At 70.0% G+C, this 14,293-nt stretch carries 19 protein-coding genes; 5 read left to right on the top strand and 14 right to left on the bottom strand.

Annotated features, from left to right (window positions below; all coding sequences use genetic code 11):
• Position 1: 1 nt before the first annotated feature.
• From GN153_RS03115 to GN153_RS03090, 6 genes are all read right to left on the bottom strand, one after another.
• Positions 2–424 (bottom strand): 30S ribosomal protein S19, encoded by a 423-nt coding sequence (locus GN153_RS03115; protein ID WP_159899674.1) that lies wholly within the window; start codon positions 422–424, stop codon positions 2–4.
• Positions 425–485: 61 nt separating this feature from the next.
• Positions 486–1,208, bottom strand: coding sequence for a 50S ribosomal protein L2 (locus tag GN153_RS03110; RefSeq protein ID WP_159899672.1), 723 nt, complete (start codon positions 1,206–1,208; stop codon positions 486–488).
• Between the two features lies 1 nt (position 1,209).
• Complete coding sequence (locus tag GN153_RS03105; RefSeq protein WP_159899670.1) at positions 1,210–1,458, bottom strand: 50S ribosomal protein L23; 249 nt, start codon at positions 1,456–1,458, stop codon at positions 1,210–1,212.
• A gap of 58 nt (positions 1,459–1,516) precedes the next feature.
• Positions 1,517–2,260: a 50S ribosomal protein L4 gene (gene rpl4p / locus GN153_RS03100; RefSeq protein ID WP_159899668.1), complete on the bottom strand. Its 744-nt coding sequence runs from the start codon at positions 2,258–2,260 to the stop codon at positions 1,517–1,519.
• Entirely contained in the window at positions 2,257–3,270 is a 1,014-nt protein-coding gene (locus GN153_RS03095) for a 50S ribosomal protein L3 (protein WP_159899666.1), read from the bottom strand. The genes rpl4p and GN153_RS03095 overlap by 4 nt, the downstream gene beginning before the upstream one ends.
• A gap of 2 nt (positions 3,271–3,272) precedes the next feature.
• Complete coding sequence (locus GN153_RS03090; protein ID WP_159899664.1) at positions 3,273–4,133, bottom strand: putative RNA uridine N3 methyltransferase; 861 nt, start codon at positions 4,131–4,133, stop codon at positions 3,273–3,275.
• A gap of 193 nt (positions 4,134–4,326) precedes the next feature.
• Here GN153_RS03090 and GN153_RS03085 point away from each other — a divergent pair, with 193 nt between their 5' ends.
• A complete protein-coding gene (locus tag GN153_RS03085) occupies positions 4,327–4,875 on the top strand; it encodes an HD domain-containing protein (protein WP_159899662.1) in 549 nt (182 codons plus the stop codon).
• A 134-nt stretch (positions 4,876–5,009) separates the two neighbouring features.
• On the opposite strand, the gene GN153_RS03080 is transcribed toward GN153_RS03085, so the two are convergent.
• Positions 5,010–5,792 carry a DICT sensory domain-containing protein gene (locus GN153_RS03080; protein ID WP_159899660.1) on the bottom strand — a complete coding sequence of 261 codons (783 nt, stop codon included), beginning with the start codon at positions 5,790–5,792 and terminating at the stop codon, positions 5,010–5,012.
• A complete protein-coding gene (locus GN153_RS03075; RefSeq protein ID WP_159899658.1) occupies positions 5,789–6,472 on the bottom strand; it encodes a DUF7504 family protein in 684 nt (227 codons plus the stop codon). Before GN153_RS03075 ends, GN153_RS03080 begins: the two co-directional genes overlap by 4 nt.
• A 184-nt stretch (positions 6,473–6,656) precedes the next feature.
• Here GN153_RS03075 and GN153_RS03070 point away from each other — a divergent pair, with 184 nt between their 5' ends.
• Complete coding sequence (locus tag GN153_RS03070; protein ID WP_159899656.1) at positions 6,657–7,091, top strand: SRPBCC family protein; 435 nt, start codon at positions 6,657–6,659, stop codon at positions 7,089–7,091.
• Positions 7,092–7,286: 195 nt separating this feature from the next.
• Here the strand turns inward: GN153_RS03070 and GN153_RS03065 are convergent, their stop codons facing one another.
• Complete coding sequence (locus GN153_RS03065) at positions 7,287–8,261, bottom strand: phosphoadenosine phosphosulfate reductase family protein (RefSeq protein WP_159899654.1); 975 nt, start codon at positions 8,259–8,261, stop codon at positions 7,287–7,289.
• A gap of 155 nt (positions 8,262–8,416) precedes the next feature.
• Between GN153_RS03065 and GN153_RS03060 the strand changes: the two genes are divergently transcribed.
• Positions 8,417–8,629, top strand: a complete 213-nt coding sequence (locus GN153_RS03060; RefSeq protein WP_159899652.1) for a hypothetical protein — start codon at positions 8,417–8,419, stop codon at positions 8,627–8,629.
• 42 nt (positions 8,630–8,671) lie between these two features.
• On the opposite strand, the gene GN153_RS03055 is transcribed toward GN153_RS03060, so the two are convergent.
• Positions 8,672–9,265 (bottom strand): DUF7110 family protein, encoded by a 594-nt coding sequence (locus GN153_RS03055; RefSeq protein ID WP_159899650.1) that lies wholly within the window; start codon positions 9,263–9,265, stop codon positions 8,672–8,674.
• A gap of 209 nt (positions 9,266–9,474) precedes the next feature.
• Between GN153_RS03055 and GN153_RS03050 the strand changes: the two genes are divergently transcribed.
• Positions 9,475–10,524: an FAD-dependent oxidoreductase gene (locus tag GN153_RS03050; protein WP_159899648.1), complete on the top strand. Its 1,050-nt coding sequence runs from the start codon at positions 9,475–9,477 to the stop codon at positions 10,522–10,524.
• A gap of 132 nt (positions 10,525–10,656) precedes the next feature.
• Here GN153_RS03050 and GN153_RS03045 read toward each other — a convergent pair whose 3' ends face one another.
• The 4 genes from GN153_RS03045 to GN153_RS03030 form a co-directional block, all read right to left on the bottom strand.
• The gene (locus GN153_RS03045) at positions 10,657–10,986 is read right to left on the bottom strand and encodes a 2Fe-2S iron-sulfur cluster-binding protein (RefSeq protein ID WP_159899646.1); all 330 of its coding nucleotides are present in this window, start codon (positions 10,984–10,986) and stop codon (positions 10,657–10,659) included.
• A gap of 86 nt (positions 10,987–11,072) precedes the next feature.
• Entirely contained in the window at positions 11,073–11,774 is a 702-nt protein-coding gene (locus GN153_RS03040) for an MBL fold metallo-hydrolase (RefSeq protein WP_159899644.1), read from the bottom strand.
• A gap of 1 nt (position 11,775) precedes the next feature.
• The gene (locus tag GN153_RS03035) at positions 11,776–12,723 is read right to left on the bottom strand and encodes a zinc-dependent metalloprotease (protein WP_159899642.1); all 948 of its coding nucleotides are present in this window, start codon (positions 12,721–12,723) and stop codon (positions 11,776–11,778) included.
• A 35-nt stretch (positions 12,724–12,758) separates the two neighbouring features.
• The gene (locus tag GN153_RS03030) at positions 12,759–13,037 is read right to left on the bottom strand and encodes a hypothetical protein (RefSeq protein WP_159899640.1); all 279 of its coding nucleotides are present in this window, start codon (positions 13,035–13,037) and stop codon (positions 12,759–12,761) included.
• A gap of 112 nt (positions 13,038–13,149) precedes the next feature.
• Between GN153_RS03030 and GN153_RS03025 the strand changes: the two genes are divergently transcribed.
• Positions 13,150–14,202: a M20/M25/M40 family metallo-hydrolase gene (locus tag GN153_RS03025; protein WP_159899638.1), complete on the top strand. Its 1,053-nt coding sequence runs from the start codon at positions 13,150–13,152 to the stop codon at positions 14,200–14,202.
• Positions 14,203–14,293 lie beyond the last annotated feature (91 nt).

The following is a 14,293-nucleotide window of genomic DNA, read 5'->3' as shown; positions in this document are numbered from 1 at the left end:
GTTATTTGAGTGGCACGAACTTCGAGGAGCGTGTCGCTCCGATGCCGGCCTGTCCGTGCTCGACCGACGTCCGCGTGAGCTGGAACTCCCCGAGGTAGTGGCCGACCATCTCCGGCTCGACCTCGACGCGCTCGAAGCTCTGCCCGGTGTGGACCGCGAAGGTCAGCCCGACCATCTCCGGCAGCACCGGCATGTCGCGCAGGTGGGTCCGGATCGGGTTGTCGGCCGTCTCCTCCGGCTCCGCGTCGCGGGCCTTCTCGAGCAGTTTCTCGTGCTCGACGGACAGGCCGCGTTCGATGGTTCGCCGCATGCGTGCGGGCAGCAGTTCCGCGACCTCCTCGACGCTCAGCTCCTGCAGCTCCTCGAGCGTGTGACCACGGTAGGTAAACTCTCCCTCGTGGCCGATCTGGTAGTCTGAACTCATTCGTTTTCACCTCGGGTGAAACTCATGAGGTCGTCGCGCGCTTCGCGTGCGACGGAACTCATTAGTTGTCACCTCCGCGACCGGTCCGGCGCGAGGCGATGTCCCCGACCTTCCGGCCGGGGGCGGCGTCCCGCGAAACCGACTTGGGACGGCCCGGGTGTTGGCGGCCGCCGCCCCCGAACGGGTGGTCGACGGCGTTCATCGCCACGCCGCGGACGTTGGGCCACTTCGTGCCCCGGGCCCGCATCTTGTGGTGCTTGTTGCCGGCCTTGACCATCGGCTTCTCCGTCCGGCCGCCGCCGGCTACCACGCCGATCGTCGCCCGGCACTGCGGGTCAAGGCGCTTGACCTCGTCGCTCGGTAGCTGAACCACGGTGACGTTGCGCTCGTGGGTCATCAGCGTCGCGTTGACTCCCGAGGCGCGGGCGAACTTCCCGCCGTCACCGGGGTTGGCCTCGACGTTACAGACGGGCACGCCCTCCGGGATCTCCGCCAGCGGGAGCGTGTTGCCCGGCTCGATGGCCGCCGAGACGCCGACCTGCAGCCGGTCGCCCACGCCGATCCCCTCGGGCGCGAGCACGAGCCGGCGGTCGCCGTCCTCGAACTCGACGGCCGCGACCGGCGACGACCGGGCGGGGTCGTGTTCGATGTCGACGACCGTCCCCGAGACGACGTCGGCGTCCTCGACGGTGCGGTGCGAGAGGTCGGCCTTGTAGCGGTGCGACGGCGCCCGGAACGTGGGCGAGCCGCGGCCGCGCCGTTGGCCCTGGATGCGTCGTCCCATCTCAGAACACCCCGATCCTGGAGGCGATCTCCTGTGCGTCGTCGTCCTCCGAGAGCTGTACCTCCGCCTTCTTCTCGGCGTCGGGGGTGACCTGCGTGGTCACGCCCTCGACGGTCACGTCGAAGCGCTCCTCGACGGCCGCCGCGATCTCGTCTTTCGTGGCGTCGAGGTCGACGATGAACTGCATCTTGTTCTGGAAGTCCATCTTGTCGACGCCCTTCTCGGTGACGTGTGGGTACTTGACTGTCATCGTTTCTCACCTCCGGTGAGAACGAGGACGTCGTCGCGCGCCGTGCGTGCGACGGTAGTCATCGTTCACCAACCTCCTGGGCGGCGGATTCGGTGTAGACCGTCAGCCGGCCGGCGTGGGTACCTGGTGCAAGGTCCTCCGCGTTGACCTCGCGGGCGGTCGCGACATCCGCGCCCGCGAGGTTGCGGGCGGCCCGCGAGGGCTCGCCGGTCGTCACGACCAGCACCGACTTCGGGCGGCGGTACTTCCGGCCGCGGGCCGACCCCTGACCGGCCTTGACCGTCCGCTCCTCGGCGCGCTCGACGTCCGCGTGGACGCCCAGCGCCTCGAGTGCCTCGACGGCCTCCCTGGTCTTCTCCAGGTCCGCGAAGTCGTCCGAGACGACCACCGGGAAGGAGACGTCCTCGTCGAAGGCGTGGCCGCGCTCGGCGACCACTTCGGGGTCCGCGGTGGCCGCGATGGCCGACCGGACCGCCTTCTGGCGCTCCTTGTCGTTGATCGAGAGCGAGCGGTCCTTCTCGGTCTTGGGCGGGTGGGCGCGTCGGCCCCCGACCGCCTGCGGCACGCGCCGGGCCCGGCCGCCCTCGCGGGGGACGTGGGCCTGGCCGCGGCCGCTGCCGAAGGACTCGGCGGGCGTCCGCAGGCCGGCGTACTCGTCTGTGCCGTAGTCCTGTTTCCGGTTTGCCTGGGCGGCCAGCACGGCCCGCCGGATCAGGTCCGGGCGGTAGGGGGTCTCGAAGACCCCGGGGAGTTCGAGTTCCCCGGCTTCCTCGCCGTCCAGGTCGTGTACTGTCGTGTTCATGTGCCTTGGTTCGATGCCGTCGAGACGTAGCGCACCTCGGGGTCGAGGCGCGGCTGGTCGTTCGGTCGCACTGCCGGTCGCAGGCGGACCAGGCGCTTCTCCGGCCCCGGGACCGAGCCCTTGACCAGCGCGTAGGCGCCGTCGACGTCGCCGTAGTTGACGAAGCCGCCGTCGACCGTCGTGTCGCCCTCCGCGAGGTCGACGAGGCGCTTGTTGAGTTCGGTCCGCTGGTGGTAGCCGGTCTGCCCCTGCTGGGGGACCGTCGAGCGCACGCGCGAGGGGTTCCACGGCCCGAGGTTGCCGATGCGGCGCTGCCATCCCTGGCGTTTGTGTTTGCCCTTGCGCTTCTGGACGCCCCAGCGCTTGACGGGGCCCTGGGTGCCCTTGCCCTTCGTGATGCCCGCCACGTCGGCGTACTGGCCGGCGCGGAAGACGTCGGTCGCCTCGTAGGTGCGGTCCTCGAGCAGCTCCAGCCCGTGTTCTAGGCGGTCCTCGAGGCTCCCGCCGCCCACGCGGTTCTCCATGACGTCCGGGCGTTTCTTGGGCACGCCGGGCAGGTCGCCGGGGACCGTGTGCGTCACCGCACGCAGGTCCGCCAGGCGACCGTCGGCGAGTGCGTCGTAGATCTGTTCCTCTGCAGCGTCCGGGTTCGAATCCTCCGGCAGGTCAAGGGCCCGGTCGAGCTCCGGGTGGAACTCGTCGGTCCAGACCTCCGTCAGCGGACGCTGTCCGTACGGCGTGTCTTCGTAGGCTCGCAGCGCGACGACCCGCATCGGGGGGGTCTCGACGACCGTCACCGGGACGGTCTCCTCCATCCCCTCCCGCGGGGAGTCGGGCTCGTCGTTTATCATAACGACGTGACTCATGCCGGCCTTGTAGCCGGCAAACCCCTGCAGTCCCGGCCCGCCGTCGTCGTCGGGCCAGCTGTTGAACCGCGGGGTCTCGCTGGCCGCGCGCGTACGCGGGCCGAAGCCCAGTGAGCCTTTCCGTGGTCGGTTTGGTTGTGGCATGCTTATCTCCTGAGGGTCAGCGTCGCGAGCGTGGCCCAGACGGCTTCCTCCGTGCGGACCACCTCGCTTCCCTGGTTTGGAACCGTATTCAGCCAGAGGTCGAACCCGTGTTCGTCGCTCGCGGCCTCTCCGCGCCCGGCGCCGACCCCCGCTGGGTCGACACCGAGGATGGCCGGCAGCCCGCGCTCGGGGGCGCCGAAGGCGACCGTCAGTGACGGCTCGCCGCCCTCCCGGATCCCCTCGACGAGCTCGTCGAGACGGGACACCCGGAGGTGCTCGCCGTGTCGCGACGCAGCGACGGCGAGCCCGGCGTCCTCGCGCGCGAGTGCCGGAGCAAGGTCCGCACGTTCCACCTCGAAGCCCGGTGTGGGGGCCTCGACGAGTTTCGCGCGGACCGGTTCTCGCGAAGAGACCCTGACGGTGACGCGCTCCCCCTGCCCGGGTGCCTCCATGCTGGAGGGGACCGGAAGGGAGATGGGGTGTTGCAGTCCGCAATTGACCCGCACGCGCCCATCAGGACCGACCTCGGTCACGATTCCCTGTCTTAACGACCCCGAACCCTCGGATCCGGAGCCGGTCCGTGTCGGGATACGGAGCGGCGGCAGGACGCCCGCGTACTCCAGTTCGTCCCGCGTTCCCCAGACCTCCTTTCGGAGCTCCGGCGGCGTCGCGGCGTACCGCAGCACGGTTTCGACGAACCCGCCGTCCAGCTTCCGTTCCCCGTCGGGGTCCGGAAACACCGTCAACCGGTCCACCCGGAAGACCGCGGCCGCACGGGCCACGTAGCCGAGTTTGCGAGTCGCCTCGCGTTTGTCCTCGGCCTCCCTGGTGAGAGACGACGGCACGAGCACGCTGACAGTCATGCCGTGACGCTTCCACGTCCCGCCACTAGACTGTGCCGATTACTCCCCCGTCCGAACGTAAAAAGGGTCCGTTTTTGCCGCTACCACGTGACCGACTCGCACGCCTGGGTCGTGTCCGGTCCCTCGGCCGGCTGTCCCCCGGCGCGAACGGCCCCGCGCCAGACATTTCACCGGCCGGGACGGGAAGGAGGACATGACCGAGGAGACGGTCCGGGCGGCCTTTCCCGAACTGGAAGCGGTCGAGGACGGCGACCTCCGGGCCGGCGTGGTCCGGGCCTGGGCGACGGCCATGGCGGAGAACGGCGTGGACGACCTCGCCGCGGTGCCGTGGCTGCCGCCGACACAGCGCGAGCTCGGCCTGGAGGAGGCCCGGCTGGTCGACCACGTCCGGGACGTGACGGAGTGCGCGCTCGCGCTGGCGGAGACGCTGGCCGACCGGCGGGCCCTCGCGCTCTCGCTTGACACCGTCGTCGCGGGCGCGCTCGTCCACGACGTCAGCAAGCTGGCGGAGTTCGACGGGATGGAACCGACGCCGGTCTACGACCTGCTGGGCCACCCCTACTACGGCGTCCACGTCGTCGCGCGGGCGGGGCTGCCGGTCGAACTCGCCCACATCGTGCTCTCGCACACCCCCCGGACGACCGTCGAGCCGGCGACCCTCGAGGCGGAACTCGTCAGGCGGGCCGACGAGGCCGCGGCGGCTGCCATCCGGTCGGAGGCGGTCGACGACCGCCGGCTGTGAGTGGGTCGTGACTCCTGCCGCTTGTGTTTCCCGCGGGCGCGACGAGCGCGCCACCGAGCGTTCGGCGCGGCCTCGGGAGCCCGCAGCCGGGGCCGGGCGGCACAGACACGGACATGCGGGGACGAGACCTGTCTCTACGCCGAGAGACGGAGGAGGTCGCCGTGTTCCTCGTCGGCCAGGTCGAACAGGTCCGCCACGACCTCGGGGGCGGTCGTGAAGTAGCTGTCGTAGCTCCCGGCCGGACCGCCGGGAGCCCCGTCGGCGTCCCCGCCCGTCTCGTCGGTCAGACACTCCTCGGAGACGAGCGCCGCCGTCCGGTGGGGGTTCCCGCCCCCGTCGTACAGGAGAAACCAGTACCGCTCCAGGTCCCGCTGGCGGTCCTCGACGACGGTGAACGGGGGGTTCTCGAGCCCGGTGTCCGGGTAGCCGTAGACGTAGGCGTCGACGCCGGCGTCCACGAGTGCGGCGTACGTCTCCATCGTTTGCTCCGACCCGGCGATCTGCGAGAGTTGCTGGAAGCCGGCGTGGAGCGTGCCCGCCCCCTCCCGCAGCGCCCGGCGCTCGTACTCCCTGGAGACGCGGACCATCTCCGTCACCGACAGGCCCCGTTTCACGACCACCTCCGCGGGGAACTGCGAGAGGATGTCGAGCGCCGGCTCACCCTCGTCGCCGGTCTCGGCCCCGATGTCGGCCCGCGCGAGCAGGCCCTCGACGGTACAGGCGCCGAGCACCTCGCTGTCGCGGTGGAGGACGGCCACGTTCCCCGGCCCCGACCCGTCGGTCTCGACGGTCTGGAGGTGGACTCCGTAGCCGTCGAGCCAGTCGGCGAGCTCCGTCAGTTGCTTCTCGGAGCCCGCGAACCCGTACACCGTCAGGGTCCGCACGTACTGCGAGAGGTAGTCGAGCAGCGCCCTCATCGCCGCCCCTCCCGGGGCTGGTACTCGTACCATCCCGTCCGTGCGGTCCCGCGCACCCTGAACAGCGTCGCGTCCGCGTCCGGCCGGACCTCGACGACGGTCGGGAACAGCTGGAACAGCCTGTTCTTGTCCTCGGCGTCGATGGCGTCGGTATCGAGCAGCTGGACGGTCGCGTCCCCGACCTCGGACACGTTGCTGGTGACCGTCGACGTGAACCGGTAGACGCGTTCGATGTCGGAGTAGATGAGCAGCGTCGAGAGGTTGTCGACCAGCACCCGACGCCCTCCGGGACTCCCGCGTTCGTCGTAGCCTTTCGACAGACAGACCGAGACCCCGGTCAGGTCGACCGGCGACGCCACGGAACAGCCTCCCCGGTCGGCCTCCGCCTCCGGCTGTCCGGCCTCGGTACAGTCGATGACGTACACCTCCTCGACGTCCCTCCCGGCCGGGACGAACGGCTCGAACCGGGCCCGGAACTGCGGGGCGGGGTCCGTGGCCGTGACCGCGAACGGGGCCGAGCCGGCCGCCCAGGACTCGGCGAGCACGTCGAAGGCGATGCGGTCCTTGTCGCTGAGGGTCGGGCCGACGACGAGAAGGTCTGACTCCCGTGCGTCCGCGGGGATCCCGTCGGCAACCGTCGCTTTCTCCGCCGGGTCCGGCGGATCCTTTGTTCGGGCCACGTGCACTCGCTCGCGGTCGCTTGGAAGGGCGTAGATAAAACGACTCCGGACCGCCGCCCCCGGGGCTGTGAGCGCGGCCGCGGTCAGGTGTCGCCCCGACGTGGGTGTCCCGTCCCGGTCGGCGGCCCCCGCTCGCGGGCGCGCCTGCGTGACATCCAATACGTTCCGGGGGCTACGTCCGGCCATGCCGAGCGCGACCGCGAGCGTCCACATCGACGCGTCGCCGGAGGAGTGTTTCGCCTATCTGCGCGACCCCGACAACCACGTCGGCGTCGTTCCGGGGCTCCGGAAGATCGACGCCGAACCGCTGGACGGCGAGGGCTATGAGGGGAGCTTCGTCTACACCGTCGCCGGCGTCGAACTCGACCTGGCGTTCCAAGACGTGGAACTTGACCCGCCCCACGAGCGTGTCTTCGAGGTGACCGGGCCGATGGAGGGGGTCGCGACCTACGAGTTCGAGGCCGAGGACGGCGGCACCCGCTTCACGCTGACCAACAGCTACGAACTCCCGGGCCCGGACGTGCTCGGCTCGCTGGCGGACCCGCTCGTCCGGCGGTATCTCCAAAGCGACGTGGAGTCGTGGGCCGAGAACGCGAAGGTGGCTATCGAGAACCAGTAGCCGGCGGTCGGCCTGCGGTCGCAGTGGTGGCCAGCCTGCAGGAGCGCAGCATCCGCGCGCCTGCGGCGCGCGGTTCACTCGCCGCAAGACCGCGGAGCGGTCGAGCGGCGAGGGTGTTTTTCCCCACGTTTTTGCGACCGAGTGGTACCGCAACGCGACGGAGCCGCGCGCGGTACCCGAGGGAGTAAAAAGTGGTTACATGTACCCGAGGTCGCGCAGCCGCTCCATCAGGTCCTCCTTGTCCTGGGCGCGACCGGCGCGCTCGGTGGTGTTGGCCATGTCCTGGAGCCAGGCGGGCTCCTCCGCCGACTTGTCGGTCGAGACCTCGGAGCCCAGCGACCGGAAGCCGGCGAAGTATTTGGGGCTCACAGGCAGGTCCTCCTTGGTGAGGTCGCCGGGGATGTCGTCGGTCCCGGTTGGGACGTACCCCTCGTCGGGGTAGCCCTCGACGGTATCCGGGACGACGAAGTTCCAGTATGCCTCCCAGACGTCGGGCTCGGCGAACTGGAGGATCGGCTGGACGCGGTCGTGGGGCGGGTAGATGTCGGGGTCGTGCCGTTCCGAGAAGAACGTCTCGTCGGCGCGGGCCTCCTGCTCGTCCCAGCGGACTCCCGAGAGGATGCCGTCGACACCGTACTCCTCGATGGCGTCGTTGAGCGCCACCGTCTTCAGGAGGTGATTGCCGACGTAGGTGTCGAGCAGGAACGGGAACGTGTCCTCCTCGTACTCCAGAATGTTCCGGATGTGGTGCTGGTTGTGCTCCGAGAGCGCGTCGACGGGGATGTCGTCGCCCGGTTCGAGGCCGTTCTCGTCGACGTACTCGCCGACGTCCTCGTTGCGCGCCCAGATGACCTCCAGGTCCCACTCGTCGGCCCAGTGCTCGACGAAGTCGAACAGTTCGTCGAAGTGCTGGTAGTGGTCGATGAAGACGACGGGGGGGACCTCCAGGTCGAACTGCTCGGCGACCTCCTTCACGAAGTAGAGAGTGAGCGTCGAGTCCTTCCCGCCGGTCCACATCACGACCGGGTTCTCGTACTCCTCCAACCCTTTCCGGGTGACCTCGATCGCCTTCTCGATCTTGTCCTCGATGGCGGGGTAGTCCTCCGGGTCCTCGCCCTCGCCGTCGGTGTAGTCGACGTCGACGTAGTCGGGGAACGTCTCCGTTGCCATGGTGTAATGAAATGTAATTACGGTGAATAAATGTCTTTTGGACTCCGCCGTCTCGGAGCCTGCGCGTCGAGGGCGGGCCCGTCGAAGAGGGGTGGTGTTCCAGAGTTGTGAGAACAGTAAACAGATTCTTTATTTGTGCAATACTATCGTAATGTATGGGGCAGACACTTGCGGACGACATTGACGAGATGCTGGCAAGCGTTCAGGAGCAGGTCGAGGACTCGGAGCTCACGTTCAAGCTCCGGACCGCCCGGCAGCTGGTGATGGTCTACGACGAGCGGCTCCGGGAACACGGCAAGTCCCTGCACGAGGAAACCCTCGATTCGGAGGCACTCGAGAACCTCCGGCGGCTGGGGTACATCGACTGACCGGCGCGGACGGGGCGCACACCGCTCGCCGGCGACGGGCGGTTAGCTGATGAACTCGTTGTCGCGCCAGTCGACGCCGCCGTCGCCGTCGTCCTCGCTGGGGTCCTCGGTCACGGTGACGGAGGCCGGTCGGCGCTCGCCGTCGACGATGCGGACGGCCTCGAGGTCGGTGTCGTTGCCGGCGATGGCGGTGAGGTTGCCCTTCTCCGAGCGGACGGCCACCTCACAGAGCACCTCGAACATCTCGTACTGGAGGGCACTGTTCTGGAGGACTGTCTCGCGGTCGCCCTTGAAACAGGCGTACTCGACGAGTTCGGACTCGATCTCCTCCTCTTCCTCCTCGAAGGCCCCCCACTGCGGGCCGCCGCCACCCGAGGGCGGCCCGCCCTGTCGCTCGTCGGGGTCCTCCTCGTAGACCCGGTTCTCGGTGACGCTGGCCTTGAGCTGTGCCGTCGGCGTGTACTTGCTGATGCTGTCGTCGGCCGGGACGGCACTGATGATGAGCGTGTTGTTCCGGCGCGTGATATCGATGTCGGCGATACCGGACGGGAGGTCGGGGTCGTTCTCGAAGTAGTCGTAGACGTCTTCGAGTGGCAGTTCGAGTGTCGAGTGGAGTCTGTATACGCGACTGCTCATATTTGGGTGGGGTCGACGACCGTCCGCTGACGCCGGTCCTCACCCTACGTAGGGAGCCCATACATTTATGGGCTACTCTTGGCGCTCGCTCCGGCGCCCCGCCCCGCCGGCCGGCCCGGCGGACGCCGGGCAGCCGCTCCCGGCGCGGGGGGAAAGGCTACCGCCGGGTTACCCGACGTTGAAATACGGCCAGCCCCTACCGGGCCCACATGAGCGAGCCAGCAGAGTACGACGTCGCGGTCGTCGGGGGCGGTCCCGCCGGCCTCACTGCAGCGCTGTACACCACCCGCCTCGGTCACAGCACCGCACTGGTTGACCGGGGCGGGGGCCGCGCCGCGATGATGCAGGACACCCACAACGTCATCGGCGTCACCGAGGACACCTCCGGCAACGAATTCCTCCAGACCGGCCTCCAGCAGGTCAAGGAGTACGGCGCCGACCACTACCGCGACCTGGTCTCCGACGCCGAACACACCGACGACGGGCGGGTCCGCCTCGAGGGCAACGAGGTCGACATCGTCGCCGAGGCGGTGGTCCTCGCGACGGGGTTCACCGACGGCCGCCCCGACCCGCCGGCCCCCCGGACGGCCCGCGGTCTCCACTACTGTCTGCACTGTGACGCCTACATGTTCGTCGACGCACCCGTCTACGTGATGGGCACCGGCTCGAGCGCGGCCCACGTCGCGATGATCATGCTCAACTTCACCGACGAGGTCGACATCCTTCTCAATGGCGACGAACCCGAGTGGGACGAGGAGACCGACCGCCAGGTCCGCGCCCACCCCCTCGACATCGTCGAGGAGGAGGTCGTCGGCGTCGAGAACGACGAGGACGGCTGGCTCGAGGCCATGGAGTTCGAAGACGGCACCCGGCGGGCCTACCGCGGCGGCTTCGCCATGTACGGCTCCGAGTACAACACCGACCTGGCCGAGCAGCTGGGCTGTGAACTGAACGACGACGGCACCGTCAGCGTGGACGACCACGGCCGCACCAGCGTCGACGGCGTCTTCGCCGTCGGCGACGTCGTCCCCGGCCACAACCAGGTCCCCGTCGCGATGGGAATGGGCGCGAAGGCCGGCATCGCCATCCACTACGACCTCCGGACGTTCCCGATGTCCCTCGCGGAGCTGGAGGAGGCCGGCGAGCTCACGCAGGCCGACGCACCGGCCATCTCGGGCGAGCTGCGCGAGCGCGCACGCGCCCACGAATCGAACGTGGCTGTCGACGCGCCCGGGTCCGAGGCGTCTGCTGACGACTAGCCACCACCTTTTTTTGCCTCGGGTTCGCCTGCGGCGAACCGCTCGGCACAAAAACGTGGGCGAAAAAGACCTCGCCGCTCATTTCACTCGCGGCGAGTGAACCGCGCGCCTGCGGCGCGCGGATGCTTGTATCTAATCGTCCGCGGCAGCTGCAGCGTCGCTCTCGCCGACATCGCCCTCGATGCTCGGCGGGTACTTCCCGCGGTCGAGTTTCAGGTCCGACTGCGGGCGGGCCATGCAGGTCAGGGCGTAGCGCTCGCGTTCCTGTTCCGTGAGGCCGCGGGCCGCGGGCTGGGTGACCTCCCCCTCGACGATCTCCGCCGAGCAGGCCAGACACATCCCCACCCGGCAGGAGTACTCCTGGGCGATGCCCTCTTCGATGCAGCGGCTGAGGATGGTCTCCTTCTCCGAGACGGTGATGACCTCGCCCGTCCCGACGAACTCGACGGTGTACTCCGCCATGCCCGCGGCTACGACTGAGCCCGACAAAACTCTTTATCACCGTCCTGTGGCGGCGTCCGGGGGGTCGCCCGGTCGCTGTCGCGGGCTCACACCCGCTCGGCCAGGTCGGCGAGTGCGCGCGACCCGCCGGAGGTCAGCGGGTCGCCGTGGCCCATCGCCGCCACCTCGAACTCCCCGGCCCGGGCGGCCAGGTCCCGGACGCTCGCCGCGAGTTCGTCCATGTCGTAGGAGTCCAGCCGGATAGGAGTGGTGAGCGCGCCGTCCTCGCCCCAGACGAGGTCCCCGAGGAAGGCTACCCCGAGCCCCTCGTGGACGTAGACGGTGTGGCCGGGGTTGTGGCCGGGGGTGTGGTAGGCCCGGAAGCCCCCGACCTCCGTCCCGTCTTCGACGGGCACGACCTCGACATCGGGGAACTTCCAGACCCGCCTGGCCACCCGGTGAAAGAGCCCCTTGTGGTGCAGCAAGGGCAGGTCGGCGTCGCCCGCGATGAGGGCGGCGTCGGCGGTACCGACGTAGACAGGGACCCCGGAGTCGACGAACGCGCGCAGCCCGCCGACGTGGTCTAGGTCGTAGTGCGTGACGAGCACCCGGTCGACGTCGGCGGGCGTGTACCCCTCGCCGGCAGCAGCCAGTTCCGCTCCCAGTGTCGGCCGGTTCAGGAAGAGCCCGGTGTCGACGAGCGTCACCGTCCCGTCGGCGGGGTCGTCGACCAGGTAGGCGTAGGAGTCGACGGGCTCGACGAGGCCCAGGTCGAGCAGCCAGACGCCCTCGGCGAGTCGGCGCGGCATCTCAGGCGACGCGGGCGAGCCACCGGCCGGGGTGGTCGAGTTCCGCGTCGGTCGGCAGCGTCTCCGGGCTCTCCCACACCCGGCCGGCGGTCTCGATGTCGCTGGCCTCGACGACCGCCTCGAAGAAGTCCTTGCCCCGCTCGTACTGGCGGCGTTTCATCCCCAGGCCGAGCAGCCGGCGGACGAGCCGCTGGAGCGGGCCCCGCCCCTGCCGGCGGGCGTCCAGCGCGTCCCGCAGGTCGGCGTACTCCTCGTCGAACGCGCGGTCCATCACGAGTTCGGCGTAGCCCTCGACGGCGGTCATCGTCGTGTCGAGCCGGCCCAGCGAGTCCCGGTCGAGCGTCCCCTCGGCGAGTTTCTCGACGGCCTCGGTCATCTCGCTCTCGAGGTGGTCGGGCAGCCAGGGGGCGGCCCCGAACTCGGCGGCGTGGGCCACCTCGTGGAAGACGATCCACCGCCGGAACCGGTCGTAGGGGGCGGGCAGGTCGTCCGCGACCCGCTGGATGTTCGGCCGGACGAAGTACAGGGCGTGGTCGTCCCCGTCCGCGAGCAGGAGGGGGTCGTACTGGCCGAGCACGTTCCGGGAGAGAAAGGAGAGCACGAACGCCATCGAGCCGGTGTTGACCACGCGGGCGACCCCAGGGATGTACTGTGCCTGGGTCTCGACGGGGGCCATCAGCCGCTCGAAGGTGGCGATGTTGGCGTCGACCCAGTGGTGGCGGTGCTGGATCTCGACCCGGTCGGGGAGGTCGAAATCGAGAGCGGTGACCTCGCGCACGCGGTCGCGGGCCTCCCGGACGTCGGTTGCGTAGGCCTCCCGCTCGGCCGCCGGGAGGTCCACGTCGCCCGGGTCCGTGGCGGCCTTTGCGGCGTCGGCGACGGCCGCCCAGTCGATGGGGCCGTCGCCGGAGGCGCCGGTGACCGCCTGCACGCTCCGGTAGAGACTCATACCGGAATCAGCCCGCGGACGGGGATATGTCTTTCCTACGTCTCGAACTCGTCTTCGACTGCCACGTCCGGCACGTCCTCGCCGCCGCCGAGCCGGCGGCTCCCGAGGTAGGCGAGCGCGAGGATGGCGACGACGACCAGCAGCCCCACGAGCGCCTTCCCGGGACCGCCGGAGTCGTCGGCGCCCGCCGCGGCGTCCTCGTCAGTCTGGTCGCCCTCTTCCGTGGCTTCCTCCTCGCTCGCTCCGCTGTAGGGGGCGTTTGCCGTGAACGTCGCGTCTTCCAGGTGGATTTCGAGTAGCGTGAACTTCGCCATACCCCGCCTTCGTCGGGGCGGGCCTTAGTTGTGCTGACACGTGCGGGCACGCGGACCTGCGGTCAGTCGGGCGGTCCGGGCCGTTGAAGTCCCGGGCCGCCCAACCCGGGCCATGGACCAGCGACGACGCGCGTTCCTGGAGGACCTGCTCGACACCGCTACCCCGTCCGGCTTCGAGACCGCCGGCCAGCGGGTCTGGGTCGACTACGTCGAGAGCTTCGCCGACGAGGTCCGGACCGACGACTACGGCAACGCCGTCGCGGTGCTGGAGGGCGGCGACACCGAGGTAGCGCTGGCGGGTCACGGCGACGAGATCGGCTTTCTCGTCCGCGACGTCACCGAGGACGGCATGCTCAAGCTGACCGCGGTCGGGGGCTCGGACCGCACCGTCACGAAGGGCCAGCACGTCCAGGTCCACGCCGAGGGCGGCCCCGTGGCCGGCGTCGTCGGCCAGACCGCGATCCACCTCCGGGACCCCGAGGACGAGTCCGTCGACGATATCGGCGAACAGTACGTCGACGTCGGCGCGACCGACGCCGAGGAGGCCGAGGAGCTGGTCGAGCGCGGGGACCCCGTCACTTTCCGCCAGACCGTCGCCGACCTGGAGAACGGCCGGGTCGCGGCCCGCGGGCTCGACAACCGGGTCGGGACGTGGGCGGCCGCCGAGGGGCTGCGCCGTGCCGCACGGCAGGACCCGGACGCGACGGTCTACGCAGTCTCGACGGTGCAGGAGGAACTCGGGCTGCAGGGCGCGAAGATGGTCGGGTTCGACCTCGCGCCCGACGCCGTCGTGGCGACCGACGTCACCCACGCCACCGACACCCCCGGCGCGCCCGCCGACAAGGGCAGCGGGGTCGAGCTCGGCGAGGGGCCGGTCGTCGGCCGCGGGGCCGCCAATCACCCCGCAGTCGTGGCGGCCGTCAGGGAGGCCGCCGAGGCCGAAGAGATCGACGTCCAGCTGTCGGCCGCGGGCTCGCGGACCGGCACCGACGCCGACGCCTTCTACACCTCGCGGGGCGGGATCCCGTCGCTGAATCTGGGGGTGCCCAACCGCTACATGCACACGCCGGTGGAGGTGCTCGACCTCGCGGACCTGGACCGGACCGCGGACCTGCTTGCGGCCTTCGCGGCCCGGGCGGAGGGGGAGTTCGGGGTCGAGCTCTGAGCCTGCTGCCCGGCTCGCGCCCGAGCCCGACGCCCCCCGTGGGCGGCCCGCACAGCCCGAGCCGGTACGTTCAAGTGTGAACCGGCGCCCT

This window comes from Salinirussus salinus (assembly GCF_009831455.1).
GTDB lineage: Archaea > Halobacteriota > Halobacteria > Halobacteriales > Haloarculaceae > Salinirussus > Salinirussus salinus.
This window is presented reverse-complemented; position numbering and strand designations above follow the sequence as displayed.

Bases quoted from the DNA above. Each gene is read 5' to 3' on its own strand.
- GN153_RS03115 (WP_159899674.1), bottom strand. From the start codon at position 424: ATGAGTTCAGACTACCAGATCGGCCACGAGGGAGAGTTTACCTACCGT.
- GN153_RS03110 (WP_159899672.1), bottom strand. From the start codon at position 1,208: ATGGGACGACGCATCCAGGGCCAACGGCGCGGCCGCGGCTCGCCCACG.
- GN153_RS03105 (WP_159899670.1), bottom strand. From the start codon at position 1,458: ATGACAGTCAAGTACCCACACGTCACCGAGAAGGGCGTCGACAAGATG.
- rpl4p (WP_159899668.1), bottom strand. From the start codon at position 2,260: ATGAACACGACAGTACACGACCTGGACGGCGAGGAAGCCGGGGAACTC.
- GN153_RS03095 (WP_159899666.1), bottom strand. From the start codon at position 3,270: ATGCCACAACCAAACCGACCACGGAAAGGCTCACTGGGCTTCGGCCCG.
- GN153_RS03090 (WP_159899664.1), bottom strand. From the start codon at position 4,133: ATGACTGTCAGCGTGCTCGTGCCGTCGTCTCTCACCAGGGAGGCCGAG.
- GN153_RS03085 (WP_159899662.1), top strand. From the start codon at position 4,327: ATGACCGAGGAGACGGTCCGGGCGGCCTTTCCCGAACTGGAAGCGGTC.
- GN153_RS03080 (WP_159899660.1), bottom strand. From the start codon at position 5,792: ATGAGGGCGCTGCTCGACTACCTCTCGCAGTACGTGCGGACCCTGACG.
- GN153_RS03070 (WP_159899656.1), top strand. From the start codon at position 6,657: ATGCCGAGCGCGACCGCGAGCGTCCACATCGACGCGTCGCCGGAGGAG.
- GN153_RS03065 (WP_159899654.1), bottom strand. From the start codon at position 8,261: ATGGCAACGGAGACGTTCCCCGACTACGTCGACGTCGACTACACCGAC.
- GN153_RS03060 (WP_159899652.1), top strand. From the start codon at position 8,417: ATGGGGCAGACACTTGCGGACGACATTGACGAGATGCTGGCAAGCGTT.
- GN153_RS03055 (WP_159899650.1), bottom strand. From the start codon at position 9,265: ATGAGCAGTCGCGTATACAGACTCCACTCGACACTCGAACTGCCACTC.
- GN153_RS03050 (WP_159899648.1), top strand. From the start codon at position 9,475: ATGAGCGAGCCAGCAGAGTACGACGTCGCGGTCGTCGGGGGCGGTCCC.
- GN153_RS03045 (WP_159899646.1), bottom strand. From the start codon at position 10,986: ATGGCGGAGTACACCGTCGAGTTCGTCGGGACGGGCGAGGTCATCACC.
- GN153_RS03040 (WP_159899644.1), bottom strand. From the start codon at position 11,774: ATGCCGCGCCGACTCGCCGAGGGCGTCTGGCTGCTCGACCTGGGCCTC.
- GN153_RS03035 (WP_159899642.1), bottom strand. From the start codon at position 12,723: ATGAGTCTCTACCGGAGCGTGCAGGCGGTCACCGGCGCCTCCGGCGAC.
- GN153_RS03030 (WP_159899640.1), bottom strand. From the start codon at position 13,037: ATGGCGAAGTTCACGCTACTCGAAATCCACCTGGAAGACGCGACGTTC.
- GN153_RS03025 (WP_159899638.1), top strand. From the start codon at position 13,150: ATGGACCAGCGACGACGCGCGTTCCTGGAGGACCTGCTCGACACCGCT.